Below are 19341 nucleotides of genomic sequence, written 5' to 3'. Positions count from 1 at the left end.
ATGTATGGAATGCCGGACGAAATCAAGGTCGAGGCCGACGGTGCGCTACGCATCATCACCCTCAACCGGCCTGACGACCTCAATGCGGTCAACGACAATCTGCATGTGGGTCTCGCGAAGATCTGGGAGGAGCTGAACGAGGACGTCGACGCCCGAGCTGCGGTGATCACCGGTGCGGGCCGGGCCTTTTCGGCCGGTGGCGACTTCAACTACCTCGACGAGCTGCGCAACGACGAAGCGCTGCGCCAGAAGACGATCAAGCACGGTCGCGACCTTGTCATCGGGATGGTGCGTTGCCGCATCCCCGTCGTGGCCGCCGTCAACGGGCCGGCCGTCGGGCTCGGCTGCAGCCTCGCGGCGCTGTCCGATGTCGTCTACATCGGCGAGAACGCGTTCTTCGCCGACCCGCACGTCTCGATCGGTCTGGTCGCCGCCGACGGAGGCCCGCTGGTGTGGGGATCACAGATAAGTTTGTTGCAGGCCAAGGAGTTTGCGCTCACCGGTATTCGCATCAAGGCCTCGCGCGCCGTCGAACTCGGTTTGGCCAATCACGTCGTCGCGGACCCGCTTGCCGAGGCGATCGCCTGCGCCAAGAAGCTGCTCGAACTTCCCCAGCAGGCCGTCGAGGCCACCAAGCGGCTGATGAACATGCAATTGGAGAAGTCGGTGATGGCCTCGCTGGACTATGCGAACCTCGCAGAGTATGTGTCGTTCGGGACGCCGGAGTTCAACAAGATCGTCGACGGCCTGATCGCCAAGAAGTAGAGGACTCGCACCGCGAGCGCGCGCGTCTGCACAGCGACACGCCGCGGCGCGCGCGTGTGAGCGCGCTCTCGCTGCTGGCGAGCGTGCGCGAAATGCCAAGAGCTATCGGCGTGTTGGCGAGCAGACACGCGCGCTCGCGGTGCAAAGCGCGGTGCAAGTGGTGCGCTACCTGACCATTTTTTCCGAGCGCTGGATCGTGCCCGTGATGCCCGAAGCGTCCTGCTGGGCGAGGAAAACGGCGGCGTCGGCCATCGCCTCTGGCGGTTCGACCATTTCGGGCGGGACCTGCATCCCCGCGCCGCCGGCCTGCCAGCCCTCGGTCAGTACGACGCGCGACGGGCTCAGGCAGTTGACGGCGATGTTGTCTGCTTTCAGGTCCGCGGCCAGACCGAGGTAGAGCCGCTCGGCGGCGGCTTTAGACACCCAGTAGGCGTTGGCGCCGTGCCCGGTCATGGTGACGCCGGTGGTCGTGATCGCGATCAGCGAGCCTGCGCCGCGGGCGCGCACGTGCGGGATGGCGGCCTTGGTGACGAGGAAGACGCCGGTGGTGTTCACGTCGAGGCACAGCTGCCAGCGCTTGAGCGGCGTGGATTCGATGGGGCCCAGCCACAGGACCCCCGCGTTCGCGACCAGGATGTCGATGCCGCCGAATTCGGCGACCGTGGCCGCCACGGCGTCATCGACCGACGCCTCGCTGGTGACGTCGCACACGACGGGCAACGCGCGTCCACCGTCATCGGTGATGCGCTGCGCGACAGCGCCGATGGTGCCGGGCGGCTTGCCCTCACGTTCGGATCGAGCCGCCACGGCGACGGAGGCACCTGCGCGCGCCAGCGCCGTGGCGATGGTCGCGCCGATGCCCCGGCTCGCACCGGCGACGAAGGCCACCTTGCCGTCGAGCGGACCGCTCATTTCGGCGGGAACCGCAACGCCCCATCGAGCCGGATGATCTCGCCGTTGAGGTAGTCGTTCTCGATGATGTTCTGTGCCAGTCGCGCATACTCCGTGGAGCGACCCATGCGCTTGGGGAACGGCACCTGCGGGCCCCAGTACTGCTCGAGTTGGTCGGCGGCCTGCCCGTAGGCCGGAGTATTGATTGTGCCCGGGGCAATCGTCACGACGCGAATCCCCAAGGGGGACAGATCACGTGCGGCCACCAGCGTCATGCCGAGGACGCCACCTTTGGCTGCGGCGTATGGCAGCTGGCCGATCTGCCCTTCGTAGCCCGCGATCGAGGCCGTGTTGATGATGACGCCGCGCGCGCCCTCATCAAGCGGATCGGTCTTGGCGATTGCCGCGGCCGACAGTCGCATGACGTTGAACACCGCGGTCAGGTAGAACTCGATCGTCTTTTTGAAGCCGTCGAGGTCCAGTGGTGAGCCGTCCTTGCCGATCAGCCGACCGCCGCTGGCGGGCCCGCCGTGGGTGTCAGCCGAAATACGCAGCGGCCCCAGCGATTCCGCCTCGGCAATCGCGGCGTTGACCGAGTCCTCAGACGTGGCGTCGGTCCGTACGTAGCGCACCCCGAGTTCGGATTCGAGGGCTTTGCCCTTGTCGTCGGCGAGATCGGCGATCACTACCTTGGCGCCCGCGCCGGCCAGTCGGCGCACCGTGGCCTCTCCGAGACCGCCTGCGCCTCCGACAACCACGGCAGAGCTTCCGGCGATCTCCATACGAACACTCCTTGAAAGGCGACTCTCTTCAGTGGAGAATAGCATTCTCAACCATGTAACAATCGACCGGGAGTGAGCCTGCGTAATCTGTCTGAAGTGACCATCGATGAGCTCATCGCCGCTGCTCGCGGCGGGTCACCGCGTGCGGCGGGACGGCTGCTGAGCGCCGTGGAGAGCCGCCGGCGGGCGGAGGTGCTCGCTGCTCTGGGGCCCGTGACGCCCGCGCGCGTCGTCGGGATCACCGGGCCGCCGGGTGCGGGGAAGTCGACGACGGTGGGGGCGCTGGTCGGCGCTTACCGCGCGGACGGGATGCGGGTAGCGGTGCTGGCCGTGGATCCGTCGTCTCCCTACAGCGGCGGCGCGCTGCTGGGAGACCGAATCCGGATGGCCGCGCACATCAATGATCCCGACGTGCTGATCCGATCGGTGGCGACCCGCGGACACCTCGGTGGTCTCGCCGCCGCGGTGCCGGCCTCGATCACGCTGGTGTCGGCTCTCGGCTATGACCTGGTGATCCTCGAGACGGTGGGAGTCGGGCAGTCGGAAATCGAGATCGCGGCGGTCGCCGATCCGACGGTTGTGGTCCTCAATCCCGGTGCTGGCGATGCCATTCAGGCTGCCAAGGCTGGTCTGCTTGAAGTGGCCGACATCGTCGTGGTCAACAAGGCCGACCGGGACGGAGCCGATCAGACGGTGCGCGACCTGCGCGCTGAAACCCACGCACCCATTCTCAAACTCGTTGCTGCACAGGGTGTGGGGCTCGCTGAGCTCGTCGACGTGATCGACGCCCATCACCGGGCTGACAGCCCGCAGCGCCGGTCGGCCAGAGCGCGCTCGCAGATTCTGTCGCTGGCACAGACCCTACTCCGGAACCATCCGGAACTGGACCGGCTTTCGGCGTCGGTCGCCGAGGGTGGCGTGGACGCTTACACCGCCGCCGAGCGTCTCTTCTCAGACGACGTGACAGGCAGATCGAGCATGCGTCTCGACATTTGACTGAGTTGTGCGCGCAGCGTTTCGGCATCGAACTCGGCGACGAGCGGATGCATGACCGCGACGCTGATCGCGCTCGACAGCATCGCCGCGTGGAACCGCGCCTCGACGCCGGGCTCGGTGCCGAGGAGTGCGGCGTAGAGCCGTTCGATGAAGCGCTGGAATGGCTCGTGTTCGGCCTGCAAGCGGATGATCACCGGATCGAACTGTAGGACGCTGACGATGCCGCGGCGCTCGATGGCCTGGTCGATCATCCGGTCCAGGAGTACCTCGCGGGCTCTGACCGTGTGTCCTACTGCCTCGGCCGCTTCCACCGCGTCTTCCAGGCGGCTCATCTCGCGTTCGGTGATCGCGATGACGATCTCTTCTTTCGTCTTGAACTGCCGGTACACCGCGGCCTTGGTGACGCCCATCGCGTCGGCGATCATCTGAAGCGACGTCCCACTGACGCCGTGCTCGGCGATGAGCTTCAGCGCCGCGTCCAGAACACGGGTCTGCGCCGCCGTTCTGGTGATCGCGCTGAACTTCTGCGGTGCCGTCGTCACAGCGACGAGGGTAGCCGACCAGCGGAGCCGGCAGTTGCCGATCGGCTACCGGATCATGACAATGACGTGCCGGTGGCTGCCGTGTAGCCGGCGCGGTAGCCGAACACCATGGCCGGTCCGATGGTGCCGCCGGCGCCGCCGTAGGCCTTGCCGGTGGCGCCGGCCATCGCGTTGCCCGCCGCGAACAGCCCGGTGATCGCAGTCCCGCTGACGTGTAGGACGCGCCCGTCGCGATCGGTGCGAGGGCCGCCCTTTGTGCCCATGGCACCGATGGACACCGGCACAGCGAAGTAGGGCGCGGTGTCGATCGGCCCGAGCGTCTTGCCTGCTGCGGTGGCGGCTAAGGCATCACCCCAGTAGCCGTCGTAAGCACTTGCGCCACGGCCGAAGTCGGGGTCGCGATCGTCTGCGACGTTCTCATTCCATGCCGCCAGCGTCGCCGCGAGCCCTGCGGGGTCGATTCCGGTCTTCTCGCCGAGTTCATCGAGATCGGCCGACTGGCAGAACCACTCGGGCACCGGTCCGTCGGGGTCGACGCCGAGGAAGCCATAGTGCTTGAGGTGCAGTGAATCGAAGACAATCCACGCAGGATCGTTGGCGTAGCCCAATTTCGGGTCGAGGAAGTGGAATGGTCCGGCCATCGAGTTGTATTCGCCGGCCTCGTTGAGGAAGCGCTTGCCCGCCCGGTTGACGATGATGCTGCGCGGGCGGGTCCGCTCGAGCCGGACGCTCCTGCTGCGCGGGCGTCCTTCGAAGGTGTCGCCGGGGATCGCGACGATGGGCACCCACCATGCTTCGCCCATGTTGGCCAGATCGGCGCCGTGGGCCATCGCCATCCGCAGCCCATCGCCGGTGTTGTTGGGTGGAGAGACCGCGCCGCGCATCGGTCCTCGGAGATAGGCCTCGACGAGGCGCTGATCCCACTCGAAGCCGCCTGTCCCCAAGATCACCGCTTTCCGCGCGCGCACACGGAAATCTCTGTCGCCCTGTTGGATTCGGACTCCGGTGATGCCCAGCGCATCGGCAACGAGTTCGGTTACGCGTGCGCCGGTATGTGGGAAGATGCCTCGGTCGAGCAGCCCTTTCAGCAGGCCGGCGATCAGCGCCGCGCCTGCGACGCAGTAGTTCCCCGACTCGCTGTCGACCGAGGCGTGGATTCGGGCGCGGGTCTCGGCGTCGATCCCGACATTGCTGAAATCGGCGGGGAACGAAGAGATCCTGTCGCTCCACTCGCCGAGCAGGGAAAGATCGAAGGGTTTGGCGTTCAGGGAACGGCCGCCCCCGGGCTTGCCGCCGGGCAGTTCGGGCTTGTAGTCAGGAAAGCCCGCCGCGACCTCGAACACCAGATCGCTGTGCGCTTCCACGAAGTCGAGCATCGGAGCGCCGGTGGTCACGAACGTCTCGACCAGTTCGTCGTCCATGAAGCCCAACGACTGTGCGCGCAGGTAGGCCATCGCATCGTCGGCGCTCAGCTCGCCATCGGCGGCGCGGTTGTGGGCGGGAATCCACACGATCCCGCCCGATACCGCCGTCGTGCCGCCCACAGTCGACGCTTTCTCGTACACCTCGACGTCGGCGCCGTGAACGGCGGCGGCCAGTGCCGCGGTGAGCCCCGCGCCTCCGCTGCCCAGCACGACGACATCGACCTCGTGATCCCAGTCGGACACCGTTGGCCCCCTTCCTCTCAACTCAGAATCGCCGACAATTCGTTGGCTGCCTTCATGACTGCGTCGCGCCCGTCCAGGACGACATCCTCGCGGTGCGAGATCAGGTTGATGCAGGTCGGCGGTGACGGTGGTTTCCGGCGGACGGGTACGGCCAGACCGTAGGTGTTCGGCTCGATCTCGCCGTGGGTGATCACCCAGCCCTGCCGACGGGTCTGCTGGACGAGTTCGCGTTCGCCGGGCCGCGGCGGCATGCTGGCCAGCAGCGCGAGACCGGCCGCCCCGCGGTCGAGGGAGTATCGGCTGCCCTCGTGGAATGACAACTGGTAGTACACATTTGTCGGGACCATTACCGCGATCGCCACCTGTTGGTCGCCCTCGGCGACCAACAGGGACACCGTGGTGCCGAGTTCGTCGGCGAGCCCGCGCAGTGTGGGGACGCACAGCTGGCGGACGTTGTTGTCGAACGACGCGCCGAGCACCGCGAGAGCGGACGCGGAACGGTACCGGCCGTCTTCTCCCTTTGCCACGAAACGGAATTGGGCCAGCGTGCTCAAGAGCCGGTAGGCGATGGTGCGGTGCACCCCGATGTCGTCGGCGACCTGCGCCACAGTGAGGCCGGTCGGTGAGCTCGCCACCAATTGCAACGCGTTCAGCCCGCGGGCCAGCGTCTGGGATCCAGGCGCGCCCGAACCTGCGGTCGGGTTTCCGGGATCAGTCATTGCGGACCTTCCTTGACAGACGCCGTCGCGAGAGTGATGCTCTGACTATAGTGCACATGCATGTGCGATAAATGAGCAAGGTGCTTACAAAATACGAGAATCTAATTCTCGCTGTCAAGGTCCCAGACGGCTGCAATAGAAGGGAAACAGAGGTGCCAGAGTTCGAGAGCGTATGGAGCGACCTGCAGGGCGTCGCGTTCTCTCAGGGCTACCTCGACGTTGCTGGGGTGCGAACCCGCTACCTTCACGCCGGCGACAGGGCCAAGCCTGCGCTGGTTCTCCTCCACGGTTCTGGCGGACATGCCGAGGCGTACGTGCGCAATCTCGAGGCCCACGCCGAGCACTTCTCGACGTGGTCGATCGACATGCTCGGACACGGTTACACCGACAAGCCCGGCCATCCACTCGAAATCGCCCATTACGTCCACCATTTCACCGGCTTCCTGGACGCCATCGGTGTCCGGCGAGCCCATATCAGCGGAGAGTCGCTCGGGGGCTGGGTCGCAGCGCGCATCGCCTCCGAGCATCCGGAACGCGTCGATCGCCTCGTCCTCAACACCGCAGGCGGGTCCCAGGCCGACCCCGAGGTGATGAAGAGAATCATCACTCTGTCGATGGCCGCCGCGGAGAACCCCACCTGGGACACCGTGCAGGCCAGGATCAAGTGGCTGATGGCCGACAAGTCCAAGGACTACGACGACATCGTCGCGAGTCGCCAGCGCGTCTACCGGCAGCCGGGTTTCGTCGACGCCATGCGCGACATCATGGCGTTACAGGATCCGGAGATCAGGGCACGCAACCTGCTCGGGCCCGAAGAATACGGGGCGATCGCCGCGCCGACGCTGGTGCTCTGGACCAGCGATGACCCCACGGCCGATGTCGAGGAAGGTCGCCGCATCGCATCGATGATCCCGGATGCCCGGTTCGAGGTGATGTCGGGGTGCGGTCACTGGCCGCAATACGAGGATCCGAAAACCTTCGACCAACTGCATCTGGACTTTCTGCTGGGGCGCGCATGACTTCCTCGCGAGGCGGAATCGAAGAGGTCGATGTCGTCATCGTCGGCGCAGGGCCGGCAGGACTGACGTTGGCGAACATCCTTGGTCTGCAGGGTGTTCGGACCCTGGTGGTCGACGAGCGGGACAGGCTCATCGACTATCCCCGCGGCGTCGGGCTCGACGACGAATCGCTGCGCACCTTCCAGGCGATCGGCCTGGTCGACCGCGTCCTGCCACACACGGTCCCCAATCAGATCCTGCGCTTCTTCGACGCCAAGCGGCAACTACTCGCCGAGATGGCGCCCCCTGACGCGCGATTCGGCTGGCCGAAGCGTAATGGTTTCGTCCAGCCCATGGTCGACGCAGAACTGTACCGCGGTCTGGAACGGTTCGACCACGTGGAAGTCCGGTTCAGCCATCGGATGCACAACTGCTCCGAGACGTTCGACGGTGTGACCGTCGAATTCGACGGGGGACAACCCGCCGTCCGCGGCCGCTACGTCGTGGGCTGCGACGGCGGCCGAAGCGCGACCCGGCGTCTGATGGGAGTGTCGTTCGACGGCACGACGTCGTCGACACGCTGGCTCGTCGTCGACATCGCCAACGACCCCCTCGGCCATCCCAACAGTGAGGTCGGCGCCGACCCCAGGCGTCCCTACGTCTCGATCGCGATCGCGCACGGCATTCGGCGCTTCGAGTTCATGATCCATCCCGACGAGACCGATGAAGAGGCCGACGACCCGGCGTTCGTCAGAAAGATGCTGGCGCAGCTGATTCCGTATCCGGAGCGGGTCGACATGATCCGTCATCGTGTCTACACGCACCATTCCCGCATCGCCGCATCCTTCCGCGAAGGTCGGCTGATGCTGGCCGGCGACGCAGCCCACCTGATGCCCGTGTGGCAGGGCCAGGGCTACAACAGCGGTATCCGCGACGCTGCGAACCTGGGTTGGAAACTGGCCGCGGTGGTCACCGGCAAGGCCGGGGCGGCACTGTTGGACTCCTACGACATCGAACGCCGCAAACATGCCCGCGCAATGATCGACCTGTCCACGATGGTCGGACGCGTTATCTCCCCGACCAACACGAAAGTGGCCGCGTTGCGCGACCGCATCATCCACGCCGCATCAGCGGTGCCGACACTCAAGCGCTACGTGCTCGAGATGCGGTTCAAGCCGATGCCCCGTTATCAGCAGGGCGCGGTGCACCATGGCGAGCATGCGGCTCCGAACTCACCCACCGGGACCCTGTTCATCCAGCCTCGCGTGGACCTCCGCGACAACCAGAACGTCCTCCTCGACGACGTGCTCGGGCCCGGCTTCGCGATCCTGTGTTGGAGCAACAATCTGCGTGCGGTTCTCGGCCAGGACGCATTCGAACAATGGAAAGCGCTGGGGGCCAACTTCATCGAAGCCAGACCGATGACGCAGCTGCACTGGCCGGGCCACGACGACCCCGATGTGGCCGTCGTCGGCGACCGGACCGGCGCACTCAAGGCGTGGTTCGACGTCTACACCGATTCGGTACTTTTCATACGCCCCGACCGCTGCATCGCGAGCGCCTGCATCGCCCAGCGCGCACCGGAGGTCTCGACGGCGCTGTTTTTGGCGCTGCATCTGAACGCGACACCTCGACAGGGAGGAGGATCGGATTCTCATGGCCCAGAGCGAGATAGCGCTGTGCTGCATGTCGCACAGCCCGCTGCTGAACCTTCCGGGACCGTCACAGGAACTCCTTGATGACATCGACGGTGCGATAGCGATCGCCAGGGACTTCGTCGCTGCTTTCGACCCGGAGCTTGTCGTAACCTTCTCACCCGACCACTACAACGGGTTCTTCTACCGGGCGATGCCACCGTTCTGTATCGGTACCGCGGCGCAGGGGGTAGGAGACTACGGCACTCACAAGGGGCCGCTCAACGTGCCCGCTGATCTGGCCACCGACTGCGCCGGCGCCGTTCTCGACGCCGACGTGGACATCGCGATCTCAGCGGCGATGGACGTCGACCACGGAACCGTCCAGCCGCTGCAGAAACTCTTCGGTGACGCCACGGCCAAGCCTGTGATCCCGGTGTTCATCAATTCGGTGGCCACGCCCCTGGGACCGCTCAGGCGGGTGCGAGCCCTCGGTACGGCCGTCGGCGCCTATCTCGCGACCCTCGGCAAGCGGGTTCTGGTCGTCGGGTCCGGCGGGCTGTCCCACGACCCGCCGGTGCCGACGCTGGCCACCGCGCCACCGGCGGCGCTGGAGCGAATTGTGCACGGCGCCCCGATGAGCGCAGAACAGCGGCAGGCCCGCCAGACGGCCGTGATCGAAGCGGCCCGCGAATTCGCCTCGGGGCAGGGCGGACTCGCTCCACTCAACCCCGACTGGGACCGCGCCTTCCTGGATCTTCTCGACACCGGCCGCCTGGCAGAGGTGGATGTTTGGGACAACGGGTGGATCGCGGCGCAGGCGGGAAACTCCGCGCATGAGGTCAGGACCTGGGTGGCGGCTTTCTCGGTCTTGGCCACCCAGGGCGACTACCAGACGGACAGCCGGTTCTACCGTGCCGCACCGCAATTGATCGCAGGGTTCGCCATCAGAACGGCGGTGTGCCGATGACGGCGCATAGCTTTGACCATGTCGTCGAGGTCCTGATCGTCGGCTCCGGTGGTGGCGGGATGACCGCCGCCCTGGCCGCAGATGCCGAGGGCCTCGACACCCTGCTGGTGGAGAAGTCTGCGAGGTTCGGTGGCTCCACGGCACTGTCGGGCGGTGGAATCTGGGTACCGGGAGCTCCGTCGCAGCGCAGGGAAGGTCACGTACCCGATCCCGATGCGGTGTTCGCTTATCTCAAGGAGATCACCGCAGGCTTGGTTACCGACGCGCGGCTGCGCAAGTATGTCGATGCTGCACCCGAGATGATGGAGTTTCTCGAAAAGATCAGTCCCTGGCTGGAATTCGTCTGGAAGCCAGGATACGCCGACTACTACCCGGAATTGCCGGGTGGCTCAGCCCTCGGCAGCACGATCAACGTCCCCGAGATCGACCTGCGCAAGCTCGGCGACGAGGAACAAAATCTGCTCGCGCCGCTCGCTCTGGCTCCGCGGGGAATCTGGTTCGCACCGAAAGATCTTCGCCTGTTCTATCAGGTGCGCCAATCCTGGCGGGGCAAAGCCGTTCTCGTGAAACTGATTTGGAGAATGTTCCGGGCACGGGTGTTCGGCGACCGAATGGCTGCCATCGGGCAGTCCCTTTCCGCACGATTGCGGCTCGCGATGAGGCAGCAGAACATCCCGTTGTGGTTGAACGCCCCGATGACGGAGTTGATCACCGACAGCGACTCACCCGAGGCACGGGTGATCGGTGCGGTGGTCGAGAAGGACGGGCGACCGTTGCGCATCCACGCCACGCGTGGTGTCGTACTGGCCAGCGGTGGCTTCGACCACGACATGGCTTGGCGGCTGGAGCATCTACCAGAGCTCGCCCGCGTCGCCGAGCTGGCCGGGCCCGGAACAGACTGGAGTTTCGGCAATCCGGCGGCCATGGGCGACGGGATCAGAGCGGGGGAGAAGGTGGGCGGAGCCACCGAACTCCTCGACGAGGCCTGGTGGTTCCCCGCGATCTGCTGGCCGGACGGCCGTTTGCAGTTCATGCTGAACGAGCGGATGATGCCCGCACAGTTCATCGTCAACGGAGCCGGCAAGCGATTCATCAACGAGGCGGCGCCCTACATGGACTTCGCCCACGCCATGATCGAGGGTGAGCGTTCGGGTGTCACCCATATCCCGTGCTGGCTGATCACCGACATTCGGTCGTTTCACCGCTACGTGGTCGGCGGGCATCTGCCGATCCCCAAGGTGCCGTTCGCGCCAGTCCCGACCGGCAGAAAGGTGCCGCAGGCGTGGCTCGAATCGGGTGTTGTCAAGACCGGCGGGAGCTGGGAGGAGCTGGCACGCGAGATCGGCGTCCCCGGAGACGAACTGCGTAAGACCGCCGAACGTTTCAACGCGCTGGCGCGCACGGGCCACGACGACGACTTCAATCGCGGCGACAGTGCCTATGACAACTATTACGGCGACCAGACTCTGCCGAACCCCAACCTTTATCCGCTCGGCAAGCCGCCCTACTACGCCTTCCAGATCATTCTCGGCGACCTCGGCACGTCGGGCGGGTTGCGCACCGATGAGTTCGCCCGGGTGCTGCGCCCCGATGACACCGTGATCGACGGGCTTTATGCCGTGGGCAATGTGTCGGCCGCGGTGATGGGCCGTAGCTACGCGGGTGCGGGCGCCACCATCGGACCGGCGATGGCCTTCGGGTACGTCGCGGCAAAGCACATCGCCGAGTCGCACACCGCCTCCCCGGCCACCACATCTCAAGCATCGACAGCCCTGAAACTTCAAGGAGGTAACCAGCAATGAAAATCTCTCTGTTCTACGAGTTCCCGCTGCCACGCCCGTGGGGGGAGGACGACGAACACCAGCTGTTCCAGCATGGTCTGGACGAGGTCGAACTCGCCGACAAGGCGGGCTTCTCCACGGTGTGGCTGACCGAGCACCACTTCCTCGAGGAGTACTGCCATTCGACCGCGCCGGAGATGTTCCTGGCCGCGGCGAGCCAGCGCACCAAGAACATTCGGCTCGGTTTCGGCGTCATGCATCTGCCGCCGCCCATCAACCACCCGGCGCGTATCGCCGAGCGGGTCGCCACCTTGGACCACCTGTCCAACGGTCGCGTCGAGTTCGGCACCGGAGAAGGGTCGTCGGTCGCTGAGCTCGGCGGCTTCAACATCGATCCCGCCGACAAACGCACCATGTGGGAGGAGGCCCTTGAGGTCTCGATCCGCTGTATGACGGAGGCGCCGTTCACCGGCTTCAAGGGCGAGCACGTCGAGATGCCGGCACGCAACGTCATCCCCAAGCCCCTGCAGAGCCCGCACCCGCCGGTCTGGGTCGCCTGCACCCGCCCGTCCTCGGTCGGCATGGCCGCCGAGAAAGCCATCGGCGCACTGAGTTTCGCCTACACCGGCCCGGAAGCGCTCAAAGACCGTGTCGACGGCTACTACAGGGACTTCGAGGAGAAGGGCACGCCGATCACGCCGGCGATCAACCCGAACCTGCTCGCCATCGGCGGCGACCTGTCGATGATGGTGGCCAAGACTGACGAGGAAGCGCTCAAGCGGCTCGGCATCGGCGGCGGGTTCTTCTCGTTCGGCATCATGCACTACTACCTGACCGGTATGCACACACCCGGGCGCACCGGCGTGTGGGAGCTGTACCGGGACGCGGTCAAGGAGGATCCGACCCTGGCCTACGGTCCAGGCCGCGGCGCGATCGGCTCACCTGACACCGTGCGAGAGTTCCTGCGCGGCTACGAGGCCAGCGGTGTCGACGAGATCATCCTGCTCCTCAACCCGCGCAGTCACGAAGGCACGATGGAGTCCATCGAGATCATGGGCAGGGAGATTCTGCCTGAGTTCATCGAACGCGACGAGAAGGCGGTCAAGGACAAGGCCAAACGTCTCGAACCGGTGATCGAGAAGGTCGAGGCACGCCGCCACGATTGGGATGCACCGCTGTTCGACGAGACCTACGCGTTCGGCGGGTTGCCCACCGGCAAAGGTGGAAAGTTCACCGCCGGCGAGATCCCAGAGGCCATGGCCGAGATCAACGAGGGCCGCGTCAAGGCCGCGCAGGCGGAAAAGGATGCGAAAGCAGCCAAAGAAGCTGCGGGCTGAGCGACACTCACGACCGTGGCGCAGATCGACGAACTGTTCCGCTACGACGGCAGGCGCGTGATCGTGACCGGCTGCGCGTCGGGTATCGGTGCGGCACTGGTGAGACTGCTGGGCGGGCTCGGGGCCGACGTGGTCGGCCTCGACGTCCGGCCTCCGGCACCAGATCTGAGGGTTGCCGGATTCCATGCCATCGACCTGGCCGACGAGGAGTCGATCGCTGATGTGGCGGCTGCAGTCGAGGGTCCGGTCGATGCGTTGTTCAACGTCGCCGGGGTGTCGTCGGGCATCAAGGATCCGCTACGGGTCGTCAGGATCAACTTCCTGGGCACCAGGAGGTTCACCGAGGCGATCACCCCTCTGATGCCGTCAGGTTCGGCGATCGCCAATGTGTCGTCGTTGGCGGCGTCGCAGTATCTTGCCAATGCGCCGGTGACACTGGGCTTACTGGAGACCCAGTCATTCAGCGACGGCATCGAGTGGTGTCACCGCAATCCCGAAGCACTCGCCGACGGGGGTTACCGCCTCTCCAAGGAGGCCACCATTCTCTACGGCATGCGCACCGTCACCGCGTTGGGGGCCAGAGGGATTCGGATCAACTGCACTGCGCCGGGTGTGACGGACACCCCGATCCTCGACCAGCTCAGAAGCGCCTACGGTCAGGAGTTTCTCGACTCCTTCCAGAACCCTCTGGGCCGTCACGCCGACGCCGACGAACAGGCCAGTGTGCTGGCGTTCCTGAACAGCTCAGCCGCCAAACACATCACCGGCCACGTCATCTGGGTGGACGGCGGATCGGTCGCCGAACGCGTCTTCGGTGATCTGGCAGACCGGCGACAAGCAAAGGATCCGACATGACCGGCACCATGAGCGACTTCCGCAAGGCCGCGGACGAGCTTCGCAACTGGGGACGGTGGGGCGACGACGATGAGCTCGGGACCCTCAACTTCATCACGCCGCAGAAGGTCGCCGAAGCGGCCGGTCTGGTCAAGCAGGGCAAGGTCATCACCCTCGGTGGTGATTTCAGCTCAGCAGGACCGCAGGGCGCGTTCAAGTTCCGGCAGAACCCCGTGCACGTGATGACCGTCGACGGCGGCGATGCCTCGACCCTGGTCCGGTACGGCCCCGACTGGCTCCGCAACGCGGTGGCCTCCGATGTCAGCGCGTTCTTCGCCGACAACCCGTTCCGCTTCAACGACGACCTCATCGTCATGCCCCTGCAGGCGGCCACCCAGTGGGACGCGCTGTCGCACGTCTATTACGAGGACAAGCTGTACAACGGTTTTCCGGCGGACTCGGTGACAAGCTTCGGTGCCTACCATCTCGGCATCGAGAAGGTCGACGCGAAGGGCATTACATCGCGCGGTGTTCTGCTCGATGTGGTGGCTCATCGCGGCGCCGACATCTTCTGCGAGCCCGGCGATCCGATCACGCCGGACGAGCTCGACGAGATCGTGGCCGCGCAGAAGGTCGAGATCCGTTCCGGGGATATCGTCGTCGTGCACACCGGATGGTGGACGCGCTTCCTGACGACCGGTGACGGTGGTGAAGCCGGCTCGGGTCTGCATTGGACGTGCGCATCATGGCTGCACCGGCACGAGGTGGCAGCGGTGGCTGCCGACAACCTGATGGTCGAGGATCCCAACCCGGCCAACGGGGTCGAGGGAACCTTCTTGCCGATGCACATGCTGTGCCTGCGTGACATGGGCCTGATGCTGGGTGAGTACTGGGATCTCGGGCCGCTGGCCGCTGACTGTGCCGCCGATGGCATCTATGAATTTCAGCTCGTCGCACCGCCACTGAAGGTGGTGGGCGCGGTGGGCGCACCTGTCAGTCCGATTGCGATCAAGTGAGTGGTGAAGTGACCAGTACCAACCAACCGTTCATCGTCGGTCTCGGCGGAACACTGCGGGCCAACTCGTCGACCGAGCGGGCGCTGCGTTACTGCCTGGAGGCGGTCGAGAAACAGGGCGGGCGAACCCGACTGTTCGCCGCCGAAGAACTCGATCTGCCGATGTATGCCCCGCATGAGCTCGAACGCACGCCGCGCGCGCTGGAATTGGTCAAGACACTGCGGGACGCCGATGCCGTCGTCGTCGGTTCGCCCGGCTATCACGGGGCGGTGTCCGGACTGGTGAAGAATGCGCTCGACTACATCGAAGACCTTCGCGAGGATCCGCGGGTGTATCTGGACAACACCCCCTGGGGTTGCATCAGCTGTGCATACGGTTGGCAGGCCGCGGTGGGCACCCTGACGCAGTTGCGCAGCATCGGTCATGCCCTACGGGCGTGGCCGACACCGCTGGGGGTGGCGATCAACTCGGCCGACCCGATCTGGGATTCTTCTGGTGCTCTCGCCGACACCGACCAGGGTAAGGCCGTCGCGAACCAACTGGAATTGCTGGCGAGTCAGGTTCTGGCCTTCGCTCAGACGAACAGGGAAACGACGTGAGAGCGTGACGTTCGAGTCCAATTCTGTGCTGATCGACGGACTGACCACCGGTTATCTCGAAGCGGGACAGGGAGATCCGGTCGTCCTGCTGCACGGCGGTGAGTTCGGTGCCAATGCCAGGATCGGGTGGGAGCACACAGTCGGCGCACTGGCGCAGCGCTACCGCGTGCTGGCGCCGGACATGCTGGGCTTCGGCGACTCGGCCAAAGTCGTGGATTTCACCGATGGTCGTGGCATGCGCATCAGGCACATCGCCCGCTTCTGCGATGCGATGGGCGTGACGTCTGCCCATTTCGTCGGAAACTCCATGGGTGCGATCAATCTCCTGGTCGACGCCACGTCTGACGATCCGGTGCTGCCGGTTCGCAGTCTCGTCGCGATCTGCGGTGGCGGCGCGATCCAGCGGAACGAACACGTCAGTGCCCTTTACGACTACGACGCCACCTTCGAAGGAATGCGCCGCATCGTCACCGCGCTGTTCGCCGACGATTCCTATCCAAGGGACGACCACTACGTGCGGAGACGCTACGAGTCGAGTATCGCGCCGGGGGCGTGGGAGTCCCTGGCGGCAGCCAGGTTTCGCCGCCCGGGTCTCGAACCCCCCGCCTCTCCCAGCAGCGTGCGCGCCTATGACCGGATAACGGTACCCACGTTGGTGGTGGAAGGCGGGCAGGACAAGCTGCTGCCGGCGGGCTGGGCGGCCGAGATAGCCGGTCAGATCAAACACGGTCGATCGGCGGTGATCGACGGAGCCGGGCACTGCCCGCAGATCGAACAGCCGGAGATCGCCAACGAACTTCTGCTGGATTTTCTTGGAGGGATCGCCGATGACTGAACTGGCCGGCAAGGTTGCGATCGTTACGGGTGGTGCATCAGGTATCGGCCGCGGGATCGCCGAAAGATTCGCCGCCGAAGGCGCACGCGTCTTGGTGGCCGACGTTCGCGACGACCTCGGTGAAGGGCTGGTGGGCGAGCTCGATTCGACCGGGGCGAAAGTCGTGTACCGGCACACCGATGTCGGGGAGCAGGCCCAGGTCGCCGAGCTGGTCGAGGCGGCGGTCTCGACCTTCGGCGGTCTGGATGTGATGGTGAACAACGCCGGTATCTCCAGCCCGCTGCGCAAGGGACTCTTCCACGAGGACTTCGAGGAGTTCGACCGCGTCATGCGCGTGAACCTCCTCGGCCTCATGGCAGGCACGCGTGACGCCGCGCGGCACATGGCTGACTACGGGGGCGGATCGATCATCAACCTCGGCTCGATCGGCGGCATTCAGGCCGGAGGCGGCGTATCGACCTACCGGGCGTCCAAGGCCGCCATCATTCACTTCACCAAGTGCGCGGCCATCGAGCTCGCCCACTACGACGTCCGGGTCAACTGCCTTGCGCCAGGCAACATTCCGACGCCCATTCTGGCGACATCGGCGACGGACGAGAATCGCGAGCGGCTGGAGCGCTTCGAAGCGCGGATCCGTCAGCAGATGCGCGACGACAGGCCCCTCAAGCGCGAGGGCACCGCGGACGACGTCGCGGAGGCCGCGCTGTATCTCGCGACGGACCGCTCTCGCTACGTGACCGGGATCGTGCTGCCCGTCGACGGCGGCACCGTGGCAGGCAAGGTGATCGCGCGCAAGCCGCGCGAAAACGCCGCAGGCTAGGGGCCGCAATTTTAAATCAGTCGCTTGACTTAATTCTTGTGACCGGGTTCACTGGTCGTGTGACGACAGCGAGGACGGTCCGAGCCGACCGCGCCACCTCCACGCAAGAGGCAATCCTGAAGGCCGCTGAACGGCTCTACGCCGAGCACGGTGTCTATGCGGTGTCGAACCGGCAGGTGAGCGAAGCGGCGGGGCAGGGGAACAACGCAGCCGTCGGCTATCACTTCGGCACCAAGACCGATCTGGTGCGCGCCATCGAGCAGAAGCACCGCGCCTCGATCGAGTTGCTGCTCGAAAGAATGGTGGCCGACACCGGCGACTCCGACGAACTGCGGGACTGGATCGCCTGCCTGGTCTGCTCGCTCACCGAACACCTGGCTCAGCTCGGGAACCCAACGTGGTACGCGCGCTTCGCAGCCCAAGCCTTGGCGGATCCGGCCTACCAGAAGGTCGTCGTTCGGGACGCGCTGGCATCGCCGTCGCTCGTCCGCGTCGTCGACGGCATCACGCGATGCCTACCCGACCTGCCGACGGCCGTCGTCGTCGAGCGCAACATCATGGCCCGAAACCTGCTGGTGCACACCTGCGCTGACTTCGAGCGAGCGTTCGCCGACGGCGCCGACCTGCCCCGAACCTCCTGGCGCGCAGTCGGATCCGGCCTCATCGACGCGATCGTCGGGCTGTGGCGATCACCCGTGACGGAGCTGCCCTGACATGTTGGTCACCGTCGATCAGGACAAGTGCGTCTCCTCTGGCCAGTGCGTGCTGAACGCCATGGAAGTTTTCGACCAGCGTGACGAGGACGGCGTCGTCGAACTGCTCATCCCTGAGCCCGGACCGGAGTACGCCCAAAAGACCAGAAACGCCGCGGCCGCGTGCCCGGCCCTGGCGATCCACATCGAGGAGTGACTGACCCATGACGGACACGCTCGCAGACCAGGCGGTCTCGGCTGCCCCCGAGTACCCGATGGAGCGGGAGGCCGGGTGTCCATTCGCGCCCCCGCGTCGAATGCTCGAGATGAACGAGTCCAAACCTCTTTCCCGGGTGCGGATCTGGAACGGCACGACCCCGTGGCTGATCACCGGCCACGAAGTGGCCCGGACGTTGTTCGCCGACCCTCGGGTGAGTGTCGACGACCGGCGCGACGGCTTCCCGCACTGGAACGAGCACATGCTCTCCACGGTCGACAAGCGGCCGCGGTCGGTGTTCACCTCCGACGCCGAAGAGCACACCCGGTTCCGCAGGATGCTGTCCAAGCCCTTCACCTTTCGGCGGGTCGAGGGCCTGCGCCCGGTGATCCAGGAGGTCACCGACGAGTGCATCGACGAGATCCTCGCCGGGCCTGCGCCCGCCGACATGGTGGCCAAGCTCGCGCTGCCCGTGCCCACGCGGGTGATCAGCGACATGCTTGGTGTGCCCTATGCCGATCATGAGTTCTTCCAGGAGCACGCCAACGCCGGGCTGGCCCGATTCGCCGCCGCGGACGCCATGCAAAAGGGTGCGATGAGCCTGCACCAGTATCTGATCAACCTCGTCGAGCAAAAGCAGCAGAATCCGGCCGAGGACGCGGTGTCCGACCTCGCCGAACGCGTCACCGCCGGCGAGATCAGCGTCAAGGAGGCCGCCCAGCTGGGCACCGGTCTGCTGATCGCCGGCCACGAGACGACCGCCAACATGATCGGCATCGGAATCTGCGCACTGCTGGAGAACCCCGAACAGGCAGCGCTGCTGCGTGATTCGGAGGATCCGAAGTTCATCGCCAACGCGGTCGAAGAGTTGATGCGGTACCTGTCGATCATCCAGAACGGTCAGCGCCGGGTGGCGATCGAGGACATCGACATCGCCGGCGAGACGATTCATGCGGGGGAGGGCATCATCATCGACCTGGCACCCGCAAATTGGGACTCGGCCGCCTATCCCGAGCCCGACAAACTCGATCTCACGCGCGACGCGGGTCAGCAACTGGGCTTCGGCTACGGCAGGCACCAGTGCGTCGGTCAGCAGCTCGCGCGTGCCGAACTGCAGATCGTCTTCCACACGCTGCTGCGCCGCATCCCGACGATGAAACTGGCCATCCCCCTCGACGAAGTGCCTTTCAAGCACGACCGACTCGCCTATGGCGTCTACGAACTGCCGGTGACCTGGTAACCCCGA

Annotated in this window: 20 protein-coding genes; 15 read left to right on the top strand and 5 right to left on the bottom strand. The window is 65.6% G+C overall.

Annotated elements, in window-relative coordinates:
* Window positions 1-765, top strand: coding sequence for an enoyl-CoA hydratase/isomerase family protein (locus AWC12_RS25335; RefSeq protein ID WP_085177830.1), 765 nt, complete (start codon window positions 1-3; stop codon window positions 763-765).
* A gap of 165 nt (window positions 766-930) precedes the next feature.
* Here the strand turns inward: AWC12_RS25335 and AWC12_RS25330 are convergent, their stop codons facing one another.
* Both AWC12_RS25330 and AWC12_RS25325 read right to left on the bottom strand, forming a co-directional pair.
* Complete coding sequence (locus AWC12_RS25330; RefSeq protein ID WP_085177828.1) at window positions 931-1677, bottom strand: SDR family NAD(P)-dependent oxidoreductase; 747 nt, start codon at window positions 1675-1677, stop codon at window positions 931-933.
* Window positions 1674-2438: an SDR family NAD(P)-dependent oxidoreductase gene (locus tag AWC12_RS25325; RefSeq protein WP_085177826.1), complete on the bottom strand. Its 765-nt coding sequence runs from the start codon at window positions 2436-2438 to the stop codon at window positions 1674-1676. Before AWC12_RS25325 ends, AWC12_RS25330 begins: the two co-directional genes overlap by 4 nt.
* Before the next feature lie 96 nt (window positions 2439-2534).
* Here AWC12_RS25325 and meaB point away from each other — a divergent pair, with 96 nt between their 5' ends.
* Complete coding sequence (meaB, locus tag AWC12_RS25320) at window positions 2535-3434, top strand: methylmalonyl Co-A mutase-associated GTPase MeaB (RefSeq protein ID WP_085177824.1); 900 nt, start codon at window positions 2535-2537, stop codon at window positions 3432-3434.
* Here the strand turns inward: meaB and AWC12_RS25315 are convergent.
* Genes AWC12_RS25315 through AWC12_RS25305 form a run of 3 tightly spaced genes read right to left on the bottom strand, consistent with a single transcriptional unit; the run spans window position 3365 to window position 6362 of the window.
* Entirely contained in the window at window positions 3365-3976 is a 612-nt protein-coding gene (locus tag AWC12_RS25315; RefSeq protein ID WP_085177822.1) for a TetR/AcrR family transcriptional regulator, read from the bottom strand. The two genes, meaB and AWC12_RS25315, sit on opposite strands and share 70 nt — an antisense overlap.
* 53 nt (window positions 3977-4029) lie before the next feature.
* Entirely contained in the window at window positions 4030-5643 is a 1614-nt protein-coding gene (locus AWC12_RS25310) for an FAD-dependent oxidoreductase (RefSeq protein WP_085177821.1), read from the bottom strand.
* A 17-nt stretch (window positions 5644-5660) separates the two neighbouring features.
* Window positions 5661-6362, bottom strand: a complete 702-nt coding sequence (locus AWC12_RS25305) for an IclR family transcriptional regulator (RefSeq protein WP_085177819.1) — start codon at window positions 6360-6362, stop codon at window positions 5661-5663.
* 152 nt (window positions 6363-6514) lie between these two features.
* Between AWC12_RS25305 and AWC12_RS25300 the strand changes: the two genes are divergently transcribed.
* The 13 genes from AWC12_RS25300 to AWC12_RS25240 are packed head-to-tail and all read left to right on the top strand — an operon-like array spanning window position 6515 to window position 19335.
* A complete protein-coding gene (locus AWC12_RS25300; protein ID WP_085177817.1) occupies window positions 6515-7381 on the top strand; it encodes an alpha/beta fold hydrolase in 867 nt (288 codons plus the stop codon).
* Window positions 7378-9099: a bifunctional 3-(3-hydroxy-phenyl)propionate/3-hydroxycinnamic acid hydroxylase gene (locus tag AWC12_RS25295; protein WP_085177815.1), complete on the top strand. Its 1722-nt coding sequence runs from the start codon at window positions 7378-7380 to the stop codon at window positions 9097-9099. Before AWC12_RS25300 ends, AWC12_RS25295 begins: the two co-directional genes overlap by 4 nt.
* Complete coding sequence (locus tag AWC12_RS25290; RefSeq protein WP_085177813.1) at window positions 9017-9964, top strand: 3-carboxyethylcatechol 2,3-dioxygenase; 948 nt, start codon at window positions 9017-9019, stop codon at window positions 9962-9964. Before AWC12_RS25295 ends, AWC12_RS25290 begins: the two co-directional genes overlap by 83 nt.
* Window positions 9961-11766, top strand: a complete 1806-nt coding sequence (locus AWC12_RS25285) for an FAD-binding protein (RefSeq protein WP_085177892.1) — start codon at window positions 9961-9963, stop codon at window positions 11764-11766. Before AWC12_RS25290 ends, AWC12_RS25285 begins: the two co-directional genes overlap by 4 nt.
* A complete protein-coding gene (locus AWC12_RS25280) occupies window positions 11763-13082 on the top strand; it encodes an LLM class flavin-dependent oxidoreductase (RefSeq protein WP_024448237.1) in 1320 nt (439 codons plus the stop codon). The genes AWC12_RS25285 and AWC12_RS25280 overlap by 4 nt, the downstream gene beginning before the upstream one ends.
* Window positions 13083-13097: 15 nt before the next feature.
* The gene (locus tag AWC12_RS25275; protein ID WP_085177811.1) at window positions 13098-13937 is read left to right on the top strand and encodes a coniferyl-alcohol dehydrogenase; all 840 of its coding nucleotides are present in this window, start codon (window positions 13098-13100) and stop codon (window positions 13935-13937) included.
* Complete coding sequence (locus AWC12_RS25270) at window positions 13934-14932, top strand: cyclase family protein (RefSeq protein ID WP_085177809.1); 999 nt, start codon at window positions 13934-13936, stop codon at window positions 14930-14932. Before AWC12_RS25275 ends, AWC12_RS25270 begins: the two co-directional genes overlap by 4 nt.
* Before the next feature lie 8 nt (window positions 14933-14940).
* On the top strand, window positions 14941-15531 hold the full coding sequence (locus AWC12_RS25265) for an NADPH-dependent FMN reductase (RefSeq protein WP_024448240.1): 591 nt from the start codon (window positions 14941-14943) through the stop codon (window positions 15529-15531).
* Between the two features lie 4 nt (window positions 15532-15535).
* The gene (locus AWC12_RS25260) at window positions 15536-16366 is read left to right on the top strand and encodes an alpha/beta fold hydrolase (protein WP_024448241.1); all 831 of its coding nucleotides are present in this window, start codon (window positions 15536-15538) and stop codon (window positions 16364-16366) included.
* Window positions 16359-17186: an SDR family NAD(P)-dependent oxidoreductase gene (locus AWC12_RS25255; RefSeq protein ID WP_085177807.1), complete on the top strand. Its 828-nt coding sequence runs from the start codon at window positions 16359-16361 to the stop codon at window positions 17184-17186. The genes AWC12_RS25260 and AWC12_RS25255 overlap by 8 nt, the downstream gene beginning before the upstream one ends.
* Before the next feature lie 38 nt (window positions 17187-17224).
* Window positions 17225-17899, top strand: a complete 675-nt coding sequence (locus AWC12_RS25250) for a TetR/AcrR family transcriptional regulator (RefSeq protein ID WP_110808747.1) — start codon at window positions 17225-17227, stop codon at window positions 17897-17899.
* A 1-nt stretch (window position 17900) separates the two neighbouring features.
* Window positions 17901-18095: a ferredoxin gene (locus AWC12_RS25245; protein WP_085177805.1), complete on the top strand. Its 195-nt coding sequence runs from the start codon at window positions 17901-17903 to the stop codon at window positions 18093-18095.
* 7 nt (window positions 18096-18102) lie between these two features.
* Window positions 18103-19335 (top strand): cytochrome P450, encoded by a 1233-nt coding sequence (locus tag AWC12_RS25240; RefSeq protein ID WP_085177803.1) that lies wholly within the window; start codon window positions 18103-18105, stop codon window positions 19333-19335.
* The last annotated feature ends 6 nt before the right edge of the window (window positions 19336-19341 follow it).

Source organism: Mycolicibacterium iranicum (genome assembly GCF_002101705.1).
Taxonomy (GTDB): domain Bacteria; phylum Actinomycetota; class Actinomycetes; order Mycobacteriales; family Mycobacteriaceae; genus Mycobacterium; species Mycobacterium iranicum.
Note: the sequence above shows the minus strand (reverse complement) of the source record. Positions and strands in the feature narration are given on the sequence as shown.